The sequence below is a fragment of the Streptomyces sp. NPDC088707 genome, assembly GCF_044752725.1.
In the GTDB taxonomy this organism is placed as follows: Bacteria; Actinomycetota; Actinomycetes; order Streptomycetales; family Streptomycetaceae; genus Streptomyces.
On the sequence record NZ_JBIVLV010000003.1, the window covers coordinates 97818 to 116247 of the forward strand.

Sequence of the window (18430 nt, forward strand, 5' to 3'; positions counted from 1 at the left end):
GGCGCTGGGAGCTCCGCTACACGACGGAGGACGAGTCGAGTGGCAGGCGGAGCTCCGGCGGCTCCGGGCCGAGGAGCCCGGCCTCGACTGGGACGTGGTCAGGCTGGACATGCTCTGCGGACGCTCGACGCACCCGACGACGTACCGACTGAGCATCTTCACCCCTCACCCGGCCCCCGAGGAGCACCCTGCCGCGCCGCTCACGGCGCCCACGGAGACCTAGACACGGACGGAAAGGGAGACCCGGACACGGGCTGAAAGGGACCGGGACGCACCCCCGTGCCGCCCCTGCCCCCGCCCGGGCCCGACTCGGACCCCGCCCTCCCCATCCCGCCCGGGCCCGACTCGGACCTCGCCCTCCCCATCCCCGCCCGGGCCCGACTCAGGCCCCGCTCTCCTCTGCCCCCGCCGTCACGGACGCGGACTTCGCCGCCCTCCACTCCGGGGCCAGGACCGCCCAGACCTCCTCGTCGTGACGCCGGCCACGGTAGGGGTGACTGGCCCTGAGGACGGCGTCCCTGCTCATGCCGAGGCGGCGGGCCACCGCGATGCTCGGCTCGTTGTCGGAGGACACCACCCACTCCACCCGGTGGATCCCGCGCACCTCGATCGCCCAGTCGATGAGCATCCGGGCCGCCCGGGTCACCAGGCCTTTGCCGACGCCCGCCGGCTCCAGCCAGCAGCCCGCCTCGGCCGTGCCGTTCTTCGTGTCCAGCTGCCGGAGGATCACCGCGCCGACGAGGGTGCCGTCGGACCAGATGCCGTGGATGCGGCCCGAGTCGGCGGCGACCTTCTCGGCGTAGAGCCGGAGGAACGCCCGGCTCGACTCCAGGTCGGTGACGACGTCGGGAAGGCCGTTGCGCGCGCCGATGAACTCGCGTCCCCGGTCCATGTGCGCCAGGAACTCCTCCGCCTGCCACGGTTCGAGCGGGCGCAGCTCCGCGCCGTCGTCTCCCAGGGGTGTCGCGTACATCGTCGTCGCCTTCCAGGTCGGGACCGCCGCTCACGGCGGAGGGGTCGCCCCACCTTCCCCCACCACGCACCCGGAGTCACGGGAGTTAAGAGGAGCCACGAGAGCCCCATGAGTCACGGGATCAGGACCAACTTCCCGCGCACGTGCCCCGATTCGCTCAGCTCCTGGGCCCGCGCCGCCTCCTTCAGGGGAAGCGTGTCGGCGAGCCGGACCGTGAGGGTTCCGGCCGCGGCCCCGCGCGCGTGGGCGGTGAGTCCGGCCCGTACGGCGTCGGGGTCGCCCAGGGACCCGGAGAACACGATTCCGTACTTCTCCGCGTCCGCGTCCGCGATCGTCACGATCCGCTCCTTCGCCGCCCCGTCCCCGTGAGGCCCGTCCCCGTCGGGCCCCACCCCGCCGGGCCCCACCCCGCCGAGGAGCTCGATCGCGACCGGCAGCACCCCGTGCCCGGCCGCGTCGAAGACCGCGTCGACGCCGTCCGGAGCGGCGGCCCGCACCCGGTCGGCCAGGCCCTCCCCGTACGCCACCGGGATCGCGCCGAGTTCCCGCAGGTAGGCGTGGTTGGACGCGGACGCGCTGCCGATCACGGTGACCCCGGCGGCGACGGCGAGCTGGACGCCCACCGAGCCGACGACCCCGGCCGCGCCGTGCAGGAACAGCGTCTCGCCGGCCCGTACGCCGAGCAGGTCGAGGACCCGCTGGGCCGTCTCTCCGGCCACCGGGAGGCTCGCTGCGGTCTCCCAGGGCAGCCCGGCGGGCTTCGGCACGACGATGTCGGCGATCGCGTACTCGGCGTAGGCGCCGGTCTTCGTCCAGCCGAGGACCTCGTCACCGACCGCCAGACCGGTGACGCCCTCGCCGAGCCTGTCGACGGTGCCGGCGAACTCCAGCCCGGGGACGGCGGGGAAGGTCGTCGGGTAGAACTCCTCGACCCAGCCGTAACGGCGCTTCCAGTCCACCGGGTTGACCCCGACGGCCGCCACCTTGACGCGGACCTCGCCGGGGCCGGGCTCCGGCACGGCGGCACCCGCCGTGTGGCGCAGCACCTCGGGACCGCCGAACTCCTCGTACACGATCGCTTCCATCTCAGCCTCCACAGCCGCCCGTTCACTTCGACGAGACCCAGCCTGCGGCCACGGCCACCCCCTCCCCGCCCTCCCAACGGCCAGTCCCACCTGGCCGAAAGACCGGCCGCTCCCCACCCCTCCCCGCGTACGCTCCCCCGCATGGACGCGCAGACGCTGACCACCGCGTACGAGATCATCCGGCAGCCCCTCGGGGAGATCCTCCCCAAGGTCTCGGCCGCCCTCGCCCCGCTCGTCCCGCACGTGGACGCGGCCGAACTCTCCACCCACTGCGCCCACTCCCCCTTCAAGGCCCTCGGCGGTACGGAGCTGCTCACCGCCTCCGAACTGGCCCCGCTGCTCGCGGCCGGCGTGCCCGGGAGCCCCTGGCAGGGCGTGGCGACGATCGGCGGCCTGGAGCGCGAGGTCGTCGCCGTCACCAGCCACGCGACCGTGCGCGGGGCCGTCCTCGTGCTCGTACGGGAGGACGGCAGCGCCCCGGCGGGCGAGGCCGAGCTGGCCGTGGCGCAGGCCCTGTGGGACCTGGTGGCGAGTCACTTCGACCGGTTCGCGACCGAGGCCCTGCCGGGAGCCCTGGCCCGGTCGAGGGCGGCGGCCGACACCCGGGCGCGAGTGATCGCGGAGCTGACCGCCACCCATTCCGCGGCCCTCTCCGGAGTCCTCGGGGTGCTGCGCAGCCGGGCCCTGGACGACACGACGGCCCGGGCGACCGCGACCGACCTGGCCGCGTCGGCGCTGATCGAGATGCGGGCGGCGCAGCGGCGGGACCGGGCGCTCGCGGAGGAGCCGGCCCAGGACGCCTTCGAGCGGCTCGCCGCCGAACTCCGGCCGATGCTGCGGCACAGCCAGGTCAGGCTCGACCTGGGCGCGCCCGACTCGGACCGCTCGCTCGCGGCGGACGTGGCGCACAGCGCGCGGGCGATCGTCCGGTCCCTCCTCCTGATCGTCCTCGAACAGGAGTCGGTGCACCGGATCCACGTCGGCTGGCAGCTCACCGAACACGAGCTGCGGGTCGCGGTACGGGACGACGGGGCGGGCGCGCTCGCCCCCTGCGACCTGGGCGCGGGCACGATCAAGGACCGGCTCGACGTGCTCGGCGGGCGGCTCGACATGGACCCGGTGCCGGGCTGGGGCACGACGATCACGGCGGTGGTCCCGCTGGCGGCACCGGCCGCACCGGTCGAGGCGGCGCACCCGCTGACCGGCCTCGGCGAGCGGGAGGTGGAGGTCCTGCGGCACCTGGCCCTCGGCCACCGCAACCGGCGCATCGCGGAGGAGCTGCACATCAGCGAGTCGACGGTGAAGTTCCACGTCGCCAACATCCTGAACAAGCTGGGCGTCGACTCCCGGGGCGAGGCGGCGGCCCTCTTCCACGCGGCGGCGTAGCTCCAGCGCCGGGGGCCGCGCGGCGGGGGCCGCGCCGGCGTTCCGCAGCGGCGGGCGCCTGCCCACAACGGTGTGGGGAAAGGCGGCGCGGCGGAGGCCGGGGGGTGTCAGTGGGGGGTGCCAGACTCGCACCCATGACCGAGCGGTGGGCCCTCGCAGCCGAAGCCGAGGGAGACGGCGCACTGCTCGTCCCCCTCGGCCCCGACGGGCTGCCCGCCGGAGACGTGCGGCGCGAGCCGGACCTGGTCGCGGCCGTGCGCGCCAGGCCCGAGGTCGCCCGCTGGGTGTGGCGGTCGACGGCCGAGGTGTACCCCCGTCTGCTGGCCGCCGGCGTACGGGTCGAGCGGTGCTACGACATGGAGGACGCCGAGCAGCTGCTCCTGGGCCACGAGGGACGGCTCGGCGAGCCCCGTTCCGCGGCGGCGGCCTGGGCGCGCCTGCGCAACGCCCCGGTGCCACCCGATCCCCCGCAGCGCGGCGCCGAGCCCGGTTCGCAGGACTCGTTGTTCGAGCCGCGCCCCGTCGTCTCCGTCCCCTTCGACGCGCTCCTCGCGGTCTACGCGGAGCAGCTGCGCCGCCACGAGCGGGCGGAGCACCCGGGCAGGATGCGGCTGCTGACGGCCGCCGAGTCGGCGGGGATGCTGGTGGCCGCCGAGATGCACCGGGCGGGCCTGCCGTGGCGGGCGGACGTGCACCGGGACCTGCTGCACGAGCTGCTCGGCGAGCGGTACGCGGGCGGGGGCGAGCCGCGCCGCCTCGCGGAGCTCGCGGACGAGGTGTCGGCGGCCTTCGGTCGCCGGGTCCGGCCGGATCTGCCCGCCGATGTGGTGAAGGCCTTCGCGCAGGCCGGGGTGCGGCTGAGGTCGACCCGCCGCTGGGAGCTGGAGGAGCTCGACCACCCGGCGGTGAAGCCGTTGATCGCGTACAAGAAGCTGTACCGGATCTGGACGGCGCACGGCTGGTCGTGGCTGCAGGACTGGGTGCGGGACGGCCGTTTCCGGCCGGAGTACCTGCCCGGGGGCACGGTCAGCGGACGCTGGACGACCAACGGCGGCGGGGCCCTGCAGATCCCGAAGGTGATCCGGCGCGCGGTGGTCGCGGACGAGGGCTGGCGTCTCGTCGTGGCCGACGCCGACCAGATGGAACCGCGGGTGCTCGCCGCGATCTCCCGGGACCCGGGCCTGATGGAGGTCGCGGGGCACCCCGACGACCTCTACACCCGGCTCTCGGACCGGGCCTTCTCCGGCGACCGCGACCACGCCAAGATCGCGCTCCTGGGCGCGATCTACGGGCAGACCAGCGGCGACGGCCTGAAGAACCTGGCGGCGCTGCGGCGCCGCTTCCCGCGCGCGGTGGCCTATGTCGACGAGGCGGCGAAGGCGGGCGAGGAGGGCCGGCTCGTACGGACCTGGCTGGGCAGGACCAGCCCGCGGGCGGTCGGCTCGGGCGAGGACGAGGAGGCGGGCCTGCCGCAGGAGGGTGGCGAACCGGCGGCGGAGGAAGGCGAGTTCACCCCCGGGTACGCGTCCGGGAACGCGCGGGCGCGGGGCCGGTTCACCCGTAACTTCGTGGTGCAGGGCAGCGCGACCGACTGGGCGCTGCTGATGCTCGCGGCACTGCGGCGCGCGCTCTCCGGGATGCGGGCGGAGCTGGTGTTCTTCCAGCACGACGAGGTGATCGTGCACTGCCCCATGGAGGAGGCGGAGGCGGTCACGGCGGCGATCCGGGCGGCGGGGGACGAGGCGGGCCGGATCGCGTTCGGGGACACTCCGGTGCGGTTCCCGTTCACGGTGGCCACGGTGGAGCGGTACGCGGACGCGAAGTAGCGACGGGGAGCGGCACACGGACGCGAGGTGACCCCGGCTGAGCGGCACACGGACGCGAGGTAGCCGCGCGGGAAAAGCGGAGGGGCCCCGCTCGCCTGTGCGTGCGGGGCCTCTCGTCCGTCCGGCCGCCTACTTCAGCGGCAGCTTCTGCCACTTCGGGCTGAGCGCGATCGACTTCAGCTGCTGCATCGTCAGCGTGGGCTCGGCGCGGGTGGCCGCCTCGTGCTGGGTGCCGGCGTTGAAGGCGGACACGACGACCCGGAAGCCCTCCGGGGTGATGGTGTCGGCGGTCCACCAGACGACGCCCTCGCCGCCCTTCTCGCCCGGCTGCTGGGTGAGCTTGACCCTGCGGCCGTCGGGGAGCGTGGTGACGTCCCCGCTGCCGAAGAGGTCGCCGGCCACGTCCGACATGTTCGGCTGGACGTTGATCTGGACGAGGCTCCTGCCCTTGCCGTCGTCGACGACCACGTAGGCGTACTCGCCTTCGCCGCCCTTGTCGGCGACCTTCAGGCCCTCGGGCAGGAGGGAGCGCAGGGTGGACTGGACGGCGGCGCCGTTCGGCTCCACGTGCCGCGGGGGCTCGTCCTGGCCGCCCTGACCGGCACCACCGCCCTGGCCGCCCTCGCCGCCGCCGGACATGTCCACGCTCTCGGGCAGCCGCGCGACCAGCGGACCCCAGTCGGGGGCGGTGACGAGTGCCTTGAGCTGCGCGGGGGTGAAGGGAGGGTTCTCACGGCTGACCGGAGCGCCCTTCTCCGCGGCGGCGTTGTACTCGCTCACGTCGATCAGGAAGCCGTCCTTGGTGAGCAGGACCGCACGCCAGGCCTTGGTCTCCTCGCGCTTGTCGGGGTACTCGTACCCCTGGAGGATCATGAGCCGGGAGCCGCCCGCCAGGTTCTCCTCGGTGCAGTCGTCGTAGGGGACGGCGACCTTGTCCGGGCAGGCCACCTGGTCCTCGCCCGCCTCGCCGGTGCCCGTGCGGAAGAGGCCTACGGTGACGGCGGCCTTGCCTTTGCCGTCGTCGAAGACACCGCCGGCGGACTGGCCGAAGCCGTCGAGGCCGTCGATCTCCCAGGTCCCCGCCGGGGTGTTGGCCCTGAGGGCGGCGGCGATGTCCTTGACGGGGATCCTCGCCCCGCCCGGCAGCTGCTTCCCGGGGACGGGGTCGGTGGTGGCGGTGGACTTGGGCGGGGCCGCCACGGAGGTGTCCGGCGCGTCCGCGGCGGACGGCAGCAGCGAGCCGCCGTACGCACCGCCGATGCCGACGGCGGCGAGCGCGAGGGCGCCGCCGGTCATCGCGAGGCGACGGCGGACCAGGCGCCGCCTGCCTCGCCGGAGCCCGCCCTCGACCAGCTCGCGCCGGTCGTCGGCGGCGAAGGCGTCGCCGGTGTGGCGCAGGATCGCGCCGAGCTCGTCCTCGAACCCTTCGTGCTGGGGGTCTTCGTTCTGAGGCATGTCGAATTCACCGTCTCCGGTCGGGGGATGAGGAAGCGTGGGGTGGAAGGGGAAACGTGGAGGAGAAGACCCCGTGGGGGCGGGGTGGTGGGGCCGGCGGGGGCCCGCGGCGGTCAGCGCGCGGCGAACTCCGTGATGCTGCCGCCGAGTCGCTCGCGCAGTTTCGCGAGGGCGCGTACGGAGCGGGTGCGTACCGCGGCGGAACTGACGTGCAGGGCGTCGGCGGTCTCCTCGATGCTGCGGTCCTCCCAGTACCGCAGCACCACGACCGCCCGGTCCTTGGGGGCGAGTCCGGCCAGCGCGTCGAGCAGTGCGATCCGCAGCGCCGGGTCCTCGCCGTGGTCGGGGGCGCGGTCGGGTAGCTCGCCGAGGGGGCGCTCGGTGGCCGACCTGCGCCGCTGGTGGCTCAGGAACGTGCGGACGAGCACGGTCTGGGCGTACGCGGCGGGGTTCCCTACCCGGGTCATGCGGCCCCACCGGGCGTACATCCTGCCGAGCGTCTCCTGGGTGAGGTCCTCGGCGAGGTGGGTGTCCCCGCTGGTCAGCAGGCATGCCGAACGGAACAGCGGGCCCGTGCGTGCGGCGGCGAACTCCAGGAACTCGTCCGCGCGGGACTTTCTCATGCCCCTCCTCTCCCTCGCGGTCACGTGGCGTGGTCGCCGTACACCTCATTGACGCGACGGGGAGGGAAGAATGTTTCAGCGTCTTCGAGGGAATCTGCAGGCGTCTTCGCCAGGTGCGTCCAAAAGCGGAGAAAAGGGGTAATCCTGGAGTATGAACACTCTCAGCGCAGCCCAGACCCTGGCCGCGGGAGTCTGGCAGTCGGGCCTCGGCCAGGTCTTGGGCGGCCTCGTCCTTGTGGCCGTACTGATCGCGGCGTTCTGGCTGGGCTTCCGGGTCCGCAACCGTGAATCCAATCCGCCCACGCCGGAGGAGCAGCCGCACCGGCCGGACGACGGCAGCCTGCCGGGCGAGGCGTCCGGGTACCGCAGGCCCACCGAGATGCCGCACACCGACGGCGAACACCGGCTCATGCCCTACCAGCTCAAGGACGGCTCGGAGGCGTCACCCGACCCGCCGACCGAGGAGAAGCGCAAGTGGGGCGGGATCTCCAGCGGAGGCTTCGGCAGCGGAGGCACGGGTCACGGCGACTGAACTCCTCCTGCCCTGCTCGCCGACGGAGGCCACGCCCCGTGGATGAGAACGCTGTCCCCGCAACGCTCCCGGGAGGGCTCGCGGGAGCCCTCCCCACAGCTCCCTTCGAGGAGCTCCGACCGCACCTGCGGGCCGTCGCGTACCGCCTCCTCGGCACCCCCGAGGAGGCGGACGAGGCGGTGGAGGACGTACGGAGGACCTGGCCCCGGCTCCCCCCGATCGCCCCGGGCCCGGTCCCGGCCCCGTACGACCCCACCGATGCCGTCGCCCGCGCCTGCCTGGACCGGCTCCGGTCCCGCGAGACCCACCGTGAACACCCCTGGGACCCTTGGGACCCCTGGGCCTCGGGCATGCCGAACCACCGGAACGGGCCCGAGGAACCGCCCCCACCGACGGCCCTCGACGGACTGACACCCCCGGAACGGCTCGCGTACGTCCTGCACGACGAGTTCTCCGTCCCGTACGAGCGGATCGCCCCGATCGTGGAACGCACCCCGGCCGCCACCCGCCAGCTCGCGGGCCGCGCCCGCTACCGGCTGCGGGAGGCCGAGGAGATGCCGGAGCCGGACCTGCCCCGCCAGCGGGACGTCGTCGCGGCCTTCCTGACGGCCGCGCGGAGCGGCGACGCCACCGCCGTGCGCGAGCTCCTCGACCCCGACGTGGTGCTGCGGGCCGACGCCGCGGCCGAGCGGGCCGGGGCGGCGGCCGCGCACGGGCCCGGGGCGGTCGCGGAGGCGATCGCCCGCCGGGTGAGCACGGCCAGAAGGGCCCTGGTGGACGGGGCGGCGGGGCTGGCCTGGCCGGCGGAGGGCGACCCCGTGCTCGTGTTCGCCTTCACCGTCCTCGATGACCGGATCACGGCGATCGACGCCCTGTCGGACGCGGACCACCTCGGCCGCCTGAGGCTCCAGCTCTGAGCCCCTTCCGCACTCCGGTCACCACAGCGGACCCGGCCCACTCCCCAGCCCACTCCCCCTCTCGGCTCACTCGCCGAGGACGCGCCCCGCGCGGGATGCCACATGGGCCGGCGGTACGACGTCGGCGGGCAGCACGGGATCGGTGACGGGCTCACCGAAGGTGGTCACCACGGGCAGCACCCCGGCCCACAGCCCGAGCGCCGCGTCCTCGGAGTCACCGTCGTCCGGCGGCCCGCCGCGGGTCTTCACGGACGCCTCGGTCAGGTCGAGGGCGAGCACGGCGGTCGCCGCCAGTTCCTTGCGGCTGGGCTGCCGTACGTACTCCCACTGCCCCGGGGCGCTCTGCTCGGTGAGCGCCCGCAGGCCTCGCAGCTTCTCGTCCGGGTCGGTCACGAGGCGCGGGACGCCGTAGATCATCGCGCAGCGGTAGTTCACCCCGTGCTCGAAGACGGAACGGGCCAGGACCAGCCCGTCGACGTGGGTGACGGTGACACAGACGGTGGCGTCGGGCGCCTGGACGAGGCTGCGGCTGGCGACGGACCCGTGCAGGTACAGCCGGTCGCCCTCGACGCCGTACACGGTGGGCACCACCATCGTCGTCCCGTCGACGGGGACGCCGAGATGGCAGAGGAACCCGGCCCCGAGCACGGCGTCCAGATCGGCCCGCCGATGGCTGCCCTGCTCCCGCATCCTCCGCAACCGGGTCCGCTCGGTGACGGCCGTCACCTCGTCCCCGCCGACCGTGTCCGTGCCGCCGCCGCTCATGCTTCCCCCAGGTACTCACCCGACGCAAAGATCCTCCGGAGTTGTACGACCTCCGGGCCCCGGACGGCAATCCCCGTATCCGGGCATGAAAAAGCCCCAGGTCACGGCGAGTGAGTCCTGGGGCTGATCCGAGCCGCCTTCGGGATTCGAACCCGAGACCTACGCATTACGAGTGCGTTGCTCTGGCCAACTGAGCTAAGGCGGCACGCCGTCCGAACCCATGGTGGGTGCAGCAGCGACGCCAAGTCTACACAGTTTCCCGGGGTGCTCCGACCACCCCCCGAGAGGGCCTATGAGCAGCGCTTTCCTTCGGCGGGAGGGGTGCCGTCGAGGAGGTAGGTGTTGATCGCCGTGTCGACGCAGTCGCTGCCCCGGCCGTACGCGGTGTGGCCGTCGCCCTCGTAGGTGAGAAGGGTGCCGGAGGAGAGCTGACCGGCCAGGGACTGGGCCCACTTGTACGGGGTGGCCGGGTCACGGGTGGTGCCGACGACCAGGATCGGGGCGGCGCCCTCGGCGGTGATCCGGTGGGGGCCGCCGGTGGGCGGGGTCGGCCAGGAGGTGCAGTTGAGGGCCGCCCAGGCGAGGCCCCTGCCGAAGACCGGGGAGGCCTTCTCGAAGGACGGGACGGCCTTCGAGACGTCGGCGGGACCCCTGTAGGCGGCCGGCAGGTCGAGGCAGTTCACGGCCGCGTTGGCGAACATCAGGTTGGCGTACGTGCCGTCCGCCTCCCGCTCGTAGTAGCTGTCGGCCAGCGCCAGGAGGCCCGAGCCCTCGCCGCCGATCGCCTGCGTGAGGGCCTCTCGCAGCTGGGGCCAGGCGCCCTCGTCGTACATCGCCGCGATCACGCCGGTGGTGGCGAGGGACTCGCCGAGCGCCCGGCTCTCGCCGGTGGGCACCGGCTCGGCGTCCACGTCGCGGAAGAACTTCTTCAGCGCCTCGCCCGCCGCCTCGACCGACCCGGTGCCCAGCGGGCAGTCCGGCTGGGTCACGCAGTCCGCGGCGAAGGCCCGGAACGAGGTCTCGAAGCCTGCGGTCTGGTCGCGGTTGAGGTCGATCGCCGGCAGCGACGGGTCCATCGCCCCGTCGAGGACGAGGCGGCCGACCCGGTCCGGGAACAGCTCGGCGTACGTGGCACCGAGGAACGTGCCGTACGAGGCGCCCACGTAGTTGAGCTTCTCGTCGCCGAGCACCGCCCGCAGGATGTCCATGTCACGGGCCGTCTCGACCGTGGAGACATGCGGCAGGATCGCCCGCGACTTCTTCGCGCAGCCCGCCGAGAAGGCCTTGAAGGCGGCGCTCAGCGCGTTGACCTCCGCGGTGTCGTCCGGGGTCTGGTCGACCTGCGTGAACGTGTCCATCTGGGGGCCCGTCAGACACTCGACCGGCTCACTGCGCGCGACTCCGCGCGGGTCGACGGCCACCATGTCGTAGCGGGCGCGGACGGGTGCGGGGTAGCCCACGCCCGCGTACCCCTGGAGGTAGCCGACGGCGGAGCCGCCGGGGCCGCCCGGGTTGACCAGGAGCGAACCGAGCCGCTTGCCGGGGCCGGTCGCCCTGACCCGCGAGACCGCCAGGTCGATCTGCTGCCCGTCCGGCTTCGCGTAGTCCAGCGGGGCCCGCAGGGTCGCGCACTGGAAACCCGTGACACCGCAGTCGCGCCAGGTCGGCTTCTGCCCGTAGAACTTCTTCAGCGCCTCGGACGAAGCGGAGGGCGACGAGGACGGCGAGGCCTGCCGGGCGGCCGCCGTGGTGCGGGACGCCGCCGCGTCGCTTCCGCCCGAGCAGCCGGAGAGGATCAGTCCGGCGGCCGCGAGGGCCGTGGCGGACGTACGGAGCAAGCGCCTGGAGTCCATTCCCGGAGCGTATCCGGAGCGGTACGCACCGTGTCCAATCGGACTCCCGGCCCCGCCCCGTCCACGCCGTCCGCCCCCGCGCCGCCGCAGCATTCCTAGTCCCGCAGCGCCAAGGTCATCGCCTCCATCGCGAGCAGTGGCGCCACCTGCCGCTCAAGGGCCTCCCGGCAGGCCAGGACCGCCTCGATCCGGCGCAGGGTGCGCTCCGGCGTGGTGTCGTGGGCGATCCGCTCGATCGCGTCCCGCACGTCCGTGTTGGCGAGGGCCGTGCGCGAACGCAGCTGCAGCGCCAGGACATCGCGGTAGAAGCCGGTCAGTTCGGTGAGCGCGAGGTCCAGGCTGTCGATCTGCGTGCGCTTCTTGCGCCGCTTCTGGTCGGCTTCCAGGTCCTTCATCACACCGGCCGTGCCCCGCGGCATCCGCCCGCCGGGGCCGACGCCGAGAGCCGCCTTCAGTTCCTCGGTCTCCTTGGCGTCGGTCTCCTCCGCCACCTGGTCGGCGTCCTCCGTCGCCGTGTCGATCAGCTCCTGCGCGGCTTTCAGGCAGCCGCCGACGTCGTGGACCCGCAGGGGCACCTTGAGGACGGCGGCCCTGCGCGCACGGGCCCGCTCGTCGGTGGCGAGCCGCCGGGCCCGGTCGATGTGGCCCTGGGTGGCCCGGGCCGCGGCGTGGGCCGTCTCCGGTTCGATGCCGTCCCGCCGTACGAGCACGTCGGCGACCGCGTCCACCGGGGGCGTCCGCAGGTTCAGGTGGCGGCACCGGGAGCGGATCGTGGGCAGCACGTCCTCGATCGAGGGCGCGCAGAGCAGCCAGACGGTGCGTGGAGCGGGCTCCTCCACGGCCTTCAGCACCGCGTTGGCCGACTTCTCGTTCAGCCGCTCGGCGTCTGCCACCAGGATGACCTGCCAGCGACCGTTCGCGGGCGCGGTGTACGACTTGCGGACGGTATCGCGCATGTCCTCGACCCTGACCACGGCACCGACGGCGGCGACCGTGGTGATGTCGGCGTGGGTGCCGACCAGTGCCGTGTGGCAGCCGGTGCAGAACCCGCAGCCGGGCGCCCCGCCGAGCGCCCGGTCGGGGCTCACGCACTGCAGCGCGGCGGCGAACGCCCGCGCGGCGGTCTCGACCCCGGACCCCGGCGGGCCGGTGAAGAGCCAGGCGTGGGTCATCGTCGAGGCCTCGGGGTCGGGCTCGCCGGCGGCATGGGCGGTCACGAGCGCGTCGGCGTCCCGCGCGGCCGCGGCGAGCTGCTCCTCGACCTTCGCCTGTCCGACCAGGTCGTCCCATACGGCCATGTCTGCCCCTCCTCAGGTACGCCCTCCATTGTGGGGCAGTCCTCTGACAACCCCGGTCGGGCGGCCGGAGCCGTACGCCCGGTTCAGGCCTCGGTGCGGGGGCGGGTGAGCCAGAGACCGGCGGCGGAACCGAGCAGTACCACGCCGGTGCACACGCTGGCGGCGATCTGAGTGGCTCCGGTCCAGCCGGCGAAGGTGTTGACGTAGGCGTTGCCGAGGACGCTCGCGGTGAGCAGCAGCCAGAGCAGGGAACGCATGGTGATCTCCGTGGGTGGGGAGTCGGGGAGGGTGGTCCGGTCTTCGTCGGACCGGCCGACGAAGCTTGGTTCGATCCTGGCCCGCCCGGCGCTCCGGGACAGCGGTGCCCGCCCCCGAACCGATGGTGGTGCCTGCTCCACCGAGTCCCTCGGGTCCGCCCGCATAACCTGGTGGGTATGCGCGACGCGATCAGGGAATCCGGCCGGGCGTCGCTCCATCTCCTGAGCGGGGCCGCGATCGCGCTCCTCTGCTACCTGATGGCCGGCCTGGCCCTCTTCACGGCCTTCCTCACCGCCACCGTCGTCGGCGCGGGCGTCCTGCCCGAGAGCGTGCTGCTGCTGCGCCGCCTGGCGGGCTGGGAGCGGCGCCGGACCGCCGCCTGGACCGGCGCGCCCGTCCCGGAGGCGTATCTGCCGCTCGACGGCCCCCTCCCCGCGCGCGTGCGGACCGCCGTCACCGATCCGGGCACGGGGCGGGACCTGGTCTGGGCGGCCGCGCAGCTGCTGTACGGCATGGGGGTCTGGTGCGCCTCGCTGGTGCTGTGGCCGCCCGCGCTCCTGGTGGACGGGGTGGTGACCGGGCTCGCGGGGCGACGGCCGGTGGTCCTGCCGCTGATCGGACGGCTCGCCGACCTGGGGGCCGAGTGGTCGCGCGCGCTGCTCACGCCGACCCCCGCGGCCGCGCGGGCCGCCGCGCTGGCCGCCCGGGTCGAGGAGCTGACGGCCACCCGGGCGGGCGCGATCGCCGCGCACGGCGCCGAGCTGCGCCGGATCGAGCGCGATCTGCACGACGGCACCCAGGCCCGTCTCGTGAGCCTCTCCATGCGGATCGGCCTGGCCAAGCGGGTGTACGACTCCGATCCCGTGGCCGCGCGGAAGCTTCTCGACGACGCGCAGACGCAGGCCGAGGAGGCGCTGGCCGAGCTGCGGCACGTGGTGCGCGGCATCCATCCGCCGATCCTCACCGACCGGGGCCTGACCGGGGCGGTGCGGGCCCTCGCCGCGAGCAGCGGCCTGGAGGTGCAGGTGTCCGTGACGGGCCTGGCCGACCACGCTCCCGGCGACGGGCCGGACCGGCTCGCCGCCCCCGGCACCTCCGGCGGGCGGCCGGATCGGCTCGGCACCGGCCGAATCCCCGGAGCCGGGCCGGAGCAGCCCGGCACCGCCCGAACCCCCGGAGCCGGGCCGGAGCAGCTCGGCAGCGCCGCCGCGACCGCCCCCCGCGCCCCCGCCGCCGTCGAGGCCGCCGCCTACTTCGTGGTCGCCGAGGCCCTCACCAACGCCGCCAAGCACAGCGGCGCGACCCGCGCCTCCGTCGCCCTCATCCGCGAACCGACCGCTCTCCGCGCGCGCGTGGCGGACGAGGGCCGGGGCGGCGCCGAGGCCGGCGAGAGCGGCGGCTCCGGGCTCCTCGGCATGCGCCGGCGGGTCGCCGCGCTCGACGGCACCGTACGACTGACCAGCCCCGAAGGGGGCCCGACCGTGATCGAAGTGGAGCTTCCGTGCGTGTGGTGATCGCCGAGGACAACGCCCTCCTGCGGGAGGGCCTCGTGCTGCTGCTGACCTCGTCAGGGCATGAGGTCGCCGGGGTCGCGGCCACCGGTCCCGAGGTCCTGCCGCTGCTCCTGGAGCACCGCCCGGACGTGGCCGTCCTCGACGTACGGATGCCGCCCGGCTTCCGCGACGAGGGGCTGCGGGCGGCGCTCTCGGCCCGCGAGCAGCTGCCGGACCTTCCGGTCCTCGTACTCTCCCAGTACGTGGAGGAGACGTACGCCGCCGAACTCCTGGGCGGCGGCGCGCGGGGCGTCGGCTATCTCCTGAAGGACCGGGTGGGCCGGGTGGACGAGTTCCTCGACGCCCTGGAACGGGTCGCCGCCGGTGGTACGGCCCTGGACCCGGAGGTCGTCACCGAGCTGCTCTCCCGCCGCCGTGACGACCCGCTGGACTCCCTCACCCCCCGGGAGCGCGAGGTCCTCGAACTGATGGCGCAGGGGCACGACAACGGCACGATCGCCCGCTCGATGGTGGTCACCGAGCGGGCCGTGCACAAGCACATCGGCAATGTCTTCCTGAAGCTCGGCCTGCCGCCGAGCGACAGCGGCGGCCACCGCCGGGTCCTGGCCGTCCTCGCCTACCTCGACGCCTGAGCCACGCGGGATCAGGTCCGCCGACGCGAGGGCAGGAACACGCCCGCCACCACGGTGACCACCACCGTGCCGGCGATCAGGGCCGCCTGCTGGGGCGGCAGGTACGGCAGCCCGCCCGTGAGCGACCAGGCGAAGGCGGTCAGTGGCAGCGCCGCCACCACGACGCCGACGAGCAGTCCGGCGGCGGTCAGGAATCCCGCCTCCAGGCCGAGCATCCGGCGCAGCTGACCGGCCGACGCGCCCACCTGGCCGAGGAGGTGGAGTTCGCCGCGCCGTCCCGCTCCGATGAGGGTGAGGGTACTGAGGACGGAGAGGAGGGTGAGGCCGCCGATCGCGGAGACGATGACAGCCGAGACGATGCCGTGGAGTGCGGCGCCCGGCGGACTCACCTGCTCGGGCGGCACGGCGGAACCCGCGGCCGCCCTCGCCGTGGACGCCAGGACGCGCGCGGGGTACGGATCACTCATGTGCGGGGCCAGTTCGGCCTTCGGGAGCAGGAACTCGCCGAGTGCGAGCGAGCGTTCGTACACCGCCACTACGCGAAGCCGCTTCGGGGTGCCGTCCCCGAGCCGCAGGTCCACCGTAGAACCGGGCCGTACGTCCAGCGAGTCGGCCATGTCCGCGCCGACCGCGACCGTGCCCGTGCGGGCGAGTCCGGCGAGGTCACCCGTGACGACCCCGGGGTCGAGCGTGCCCGCCAGGCCCGACGCGTCCACGCCGAGCACCGGAAGCCGGTCGAGGCGCGGCGTCCCGGCCTCCGTGCGGGCCAGGACGACCGTCGAACGCAGCACGTCCGTGGCCGCGTCGACCCCCGGCAGCCGTCGCGCCTGCTCCGCCGTCGTCCCGGTGAGCGCGAGGTCCGCGGTCGTCGCCGTCCGCGCCTGCTCGTCGGCGGCCCGCCCCATCGTCGTGCCCGCCGAGAGCTGCACGAGCGCGAAGGCGGTGACGAGGACGACCGGTACGAGCGCCGCCCCGAGGCGCCGCGAGTGGGCGCTCGCACCCGCGGCGGTGAGCCGTCCGGGCGCGCCGCCGAGCCGGCGGAACGGCAGGTCGAGGACCTTCATCGCGGCCCCGGCGATCCAGGGGCCGAGCACCGCGCACCCGGCGACCAGTGTCACCGTGGCCGCTCCGGCGGCGGCGCCGGCGGCCTCGCCGCCCTGGGCCGTGGCGGTGACGGCCGACGCCACGCCCAGCAGGATCAGCGCGATCCCGACGACCCGCCGCGCGCCGCCCTTCCCCGGCCGCCGGGGCTGCCGGGCGGCGAAGAGGACGACGAGCCTGGTGATGCCCACGACCACGGCGGCGACCACGAGCGAGGCGACGAACAGCCAGGGCGGTGCCGGGAGTTCGAGCCCCTCGGGAACGACTCCGGTACGGGCCCGCAGCGCCGCCCACAGCCCGAGGAACACCGGTACGGCCGCGACCGCGCCGCACAGCGCCGCGAGCCCCGCCACCCGGGTCACCTCCCGGCCCGCCGCCGCCCGGACCTGACGGGCCGTCGCGCCCACCGAGAGCAGCAACTCCCGCTCGGCGGCCCGCTGCTGCAGCGCCTGCGCGACGAGCGAGGCGAGCACGAGGACGGCGACGAGCACGACGGTCCCCGAGATCGCCGCGAGGAGCTGGAGGAGCTCCGTGCGCGCGGGCGCGGCGGCGAGGTGCTCGGGACCGCCCCGGCCGTCGCCGGTGAGTGCCCGCAGCGGCTGCCCGGAGGCGGTGTCCTTGAGTCCGGCCTCGTCCAGGGCCGCCCGCACGCGCGCGTGGAGGGTGTCCACCGGTACGCCGGGTTCGGCGAGCACGCCGACGGCGTCGACGGAGCCCGGGTGCCCCGCGAGCCTCCGCGCCTCGGCCGCCGTGACGTACAGGGCGGCGGGCCCGTCCGCGAGGCCGACGACCTTCCGCCCGGCGACGGTGTCCCCGATCCGCGCCCCGGCACCGGAGCCCATGACGGCCTCTCCGGCGCCGCGCGGCCCGCGCCCGTCGACCAGCCGGTACGGGGCCAGCCGGGCGGCCTCCCAGGACCGCCCTGTGTAGGCCTTCGGGTCCGCCTGAGCGCCCGTGCCCGGCTCCCGTACGACGAAGGTGTGGTCCGGCACCGCGGCCCGGACCCCCGGGACCGCCCGCACCACGTCGACGGTCGCGCTCGGAATCCGTACCCGCTCGGTCAGTCCTGCGGACTGCGTCTGCGCCTCGCTCCCCCACGGCTTCGTCGTCCAGCGGACCTCCTGGTCACCGGCGACGACGACGGCCGCGGCCGCGTACCGCTCCACGCGCGCGTGGCCGAGGCCAGCCGAGCCGGCGGCGAGGGCCAGGGCGCCGAGCAGCACGGCGGTGACGGCGACGGCGGCGAACACGGCCGCCCACGCCTTCCGGTGCGCCCGCAGGGAGCGGGCTGCGAGCAGCCGGACAGCGGGGTTCCCGAGCGGCTTCATCCGGCCACCGCCATCCGGCGGAACCCGTGAGCGGCGCCCGGAAGGTGCGCGCCCAGCATCTCCCGCACGCCCGACTCGTCCGGACGGTCGAGGCGTCCGGCGAGCCTGCCCCGGTCGAGGAACACGGCCTCGTCCGTCCAGGCGGCCGCCACCGGGTCGTGGGTGACGAGGACGACGGTGGTCCCCCGCTCGTCGACCGCGCGCCGCAGCAGGGCGAGGACGCCGGCCGCCGTGACCGGGTCGAGGGCGGCGGTCGGCTCGTCGGCGAAGACGACCTCGGGTTCGTTGACCAGGGCGCGGGCGATGGCGACCCGCTGGCGCTGACCGCCGGACAGGTTCTCCGGCCTGTCCCCGGCCCGGTCCGCGAGGCCGACGGCCGCCAGACCGGCGAGCGCGCGGGCGTCGAGCTCCCGCCCCTCCCGGGCTCCGGCGAGGAGCAGCGGCAGGGTGACGTTCTCGCGCACGTCGAGGGCGGAGACGAGGTTCAGCGACTGGAAGACGAAGCCGATCCGGTCGCGGCGGAGCCGGGTGAGTCCGGCGGCCTTCAGCGTGGCGAGGTCGGTGCCCCCGATCCGTACCGTTCCGGTCGTCGGCCGTTCGAGTCCCGCGGCGCACCGCAGCAGGGTGGACTTGCCGGAACCCGAGGGGCCCATCACGGCCACGAACCGGCCGCGCGGCACGGTCAGGCTCACCCCGTCGAGCGCGGGGGCACCGCGCCCGTACGTCCGGCCCACCCTGTCGAGGGTGAGGGCCGCGTCCAGGGCGCGGGCGGCACCGCTCTCCGTCACTGCTGTCGTCGTCATACCGACAACGCTAGAAAACAGCAGGTCAGAGCGGTATGGGGCTGGCTGCCCGGTCGGGGGTGGAGCTAGCTCCACCCCCGC

Annotated in this window: 16 protein-coding genes and 1 tRNA gene; 6 read left to right on the forward strand and 11 right to left on the reverse strand. The window is 74.7% G+C overall.

What is annotated here, in order from left to right; all coding sequences use genetic code 11:
- Window positions 1–382: 382 nt before the first annotated feature.
- Window positions 383–973 (reverse strand): GNAT family N-acetyltransferase, encoded by a 591-nt coding sequence (locus ACIP84_RS11200; RefSeq protein WP_401797305.1) that lies wholly within the window; start codon window positions 971–973, stop codon window positions 383–385.
- A gap of 113 nt (window positions 974–1086) precedes the next feature.
- Window positions 1087–2058 (reverse strand): NADP-dependent oxidoreductase, encoded by a 972-nt coding sequence (locus ACIP84_RS11205; protein ID WP_401797308.1) that lies wholly within the window; start codon window positions 2056–2058, stop codon window positions 1087–1089.
- A gap of 141 nt (window positions 2059–2199) precedes the next feature.
- Here ACIP84_RS11205 and ACIP84_RS11210 point away from each other — a divergent pair, with 141 nt between their 5' ends.
- Window positions 2200–3444 carry a LuxR C-terminal-related transcriptional regulator gene (locus ACIP84_RS11210; RefSeq protein WP_355962614.1) on the forward strand — a complete coding sequence of 415 codons (1245 nt, stop codon included), beginning with the start codon at window positions 2200–2202 and terminating at the stop codon, window positions 3442–3444.
- A 134-nt stretch (window positions 3445–3578) separates the two neighbouring features.
- Window positions 3579–5270: a bifunctional 3'-5' exonuclease/DNA polymerase gene (locus ACIP84_RS11215; RefSeq protein ID WP_401797311.1), complete on the forward strand. Its 1692-nt coding sequence runs from the start codon at window positions 3579–3581 to the stop codon at window positions 5268–5270.
- A 129-nt stretch (window positions 5271–5399) separates the two neighbouring features.
- Here ACIP84_RS11215 and ACIP84_RS11220 read toward each other — a convergent pair whose 3' ends face one another.
- On the reverse strand, window positions 5400–6725 hold the full coding sequence (locus ACIP84_RS11220; RefSeq protein ID WP_401797314.1) for a hypothetical protein: 1326 nt from the start codon (window positions 6723–6725) through the stop codon (window positions 5400–5402).
- Window positions 6726–6838: 113 nt separating this feature from the next.
- On the reverse strand, window positions 6839–7348 hold the full coding sequence (locus ACIP84_RS11225) for a SigE family RNA polymerase sigma factor (RefSeq protein ID WP_355962607.1): 510 nt from the start codon (window positions 7346–7348) through the stop codon (window positions 6839–6841).
- 151 nt (window positions 7349–7499) lie between these two features.
- Here ACIP84_RS11225 and ACIP84_RS11230 point away from each other — a divergent pair, with 151 nt between their 5' ends.
- Together ACIP84_RS11230 and ACIP84_RS11235 are read left to right on the forward strand one after the other, a co-directional pair.
- Window positions 7500–7880: a DUF6479 family protein gene (locus ACIP84_RS11230; protein WP_355962605.1), complete on the forward strand. Its 381-nt coding sequence runs from the start codon at window positions 7500–7502 to the stop codon at window positions 7878–7880.
- Window positions 7881–7918: 38 nt separating this feature from the next.
- Complete coding sequence (locus ACIP84_RS11235; RefSeq protein ID WP_401797317.1) at window positions 7919–8797, forward strand: RNA polymerase subunit sigma-70; 879 nt, start codon at window positions 7919–7921, stop codon at window positions 8795–8797.
- Window positions 8798–8863: 66 nt separating this feature from the next.
- Here the strand turns inward: ACIP84_RS11235 and ACIP84_RS11240 are convergent, their stop codons facing one another.
- The 5 genes from ACIP84_RS11240 to ACIP84_RS11260 form a co-directional block, all read right to left on the reverse strand.
- Window positions 8864–9562 carry a pyridoxamine 5'-phosphate oxidase family protein gene (locus ACIP84_RS11240; protein ID WP_401797320.1) on the reverse strand — a complete coding sequence of 233 codons (699 nt, stop codon included), beginning with the start codon at window positions 9560–9562 and terminating at the stop codon, window positions 8864–8866.
- A gap of 131 nt (window positions 9563–9693) precedes the next feature.
- Window positions 9694–9767, reverse strand: a tRNA-Thr gene (locus ACIP84_RS11245).
- 85 nt (window positions 9768–9852) lie between these two features.
- A complete protein-coding gene (locus ACIP84_RS11250) occupies window positions 9853–11415 on the reverse strand; it encodes an alpha/beta hydrolase (RefSeq protein ID WP_401797323.1) in 1563 nt (520 codons plus the stop codon).
- Between the two features lie 95 nt (window positions 11416–11510).
- Window positions 11511–12713 carry a DNA polymerase III subunit delta' gene (locus ACIP84_RS11255; RefSeq protein ID WP_355962580.1) on the reverse strand — a complete coding sequence of 401 codons (1203 nt, stop codon included), beginning with the start codon at window positions 12711–12713 and terminating at the stop codon, window positions 11511–11513.
- An 83-nt stretch (window positions 12714–12796) separates the two neighbouring features.
- Window positions 12797–12970, reverse strand: coding sequence for a hypothetical protein (locus ACIP84_RS11260; protein ID WP_355962577.1), 174 nt, complete (start codon window positions 12968–12970; stop codon window positions 12797–12799).
- A gap of 177 nt (window positions 12971–13147) precedes the next feature.
- Here ACIP84_RS11260 and ACIP84_RS11265 point away from each other — a divergent pair, with 177 nt between their 5' ends.
- Together ACIP84_RS11265 and ACIP84_RS11270 are read left to right on the forward strand one after the other, a co-directional pair.
- Window positions 13148–14485, forward strand: a complete 1338-nt coding sequence (locus tag ACIP84_RS11265) for a sensor histidine kinase (protein ID WP_401797328.1) — start codon at window positions 13148–13150, stop codon at window positions 14483–14485.
- Complete coding sequence (locus ACIP84_RS11270; RefSeq protein WP_355962573.1) at window positions 14473–15117, forward strand: response regulator transcription factor; 645 nt, start codon at window positions 14473–14475, stop codon at window positions 15115–15117. Before ACIP84_RS11265 ends, ACIP84_RS11270 begins: the two co-directional genes overlap by 13 nt.
- A gap of 11 nt (window positions 15118–15128) precedes the next feature.
- On the opposite strand, the gene ACIP84_RS11275 is transcribed toward ACIP84_RS11270, so the two are convergent.
- Together ACIP84_RS11275 and ACIP84_RS11280 are read right to left on the reverse strand one after the other, a co-directional pair.
- Window positions 15129–17546: an FtsX-like permease family protein gene (locus ACIP84_RS11275; protein ID WP_401797331.1), complete on the reverse strand. Its 2418-nt coding sequence runs from the start codon at window positions 17544–17546 to the stop codon at window positions 15129–15131.
- Entirely contained in the window at window positions 17543–18349 is an 807-nt protein-coding gene (locus ACIP84_RS11280) for an ABC transporter ATP-binding protein (protein WP_401797334.1), read from the reverse strand. Before ACIP84_RS11280 ends, ACIP84_RS11275 begins: the two co-directional genes overlap by 4 nt.
- Window positions 18350–18430 lie beyond the last annotated feature (81 nt).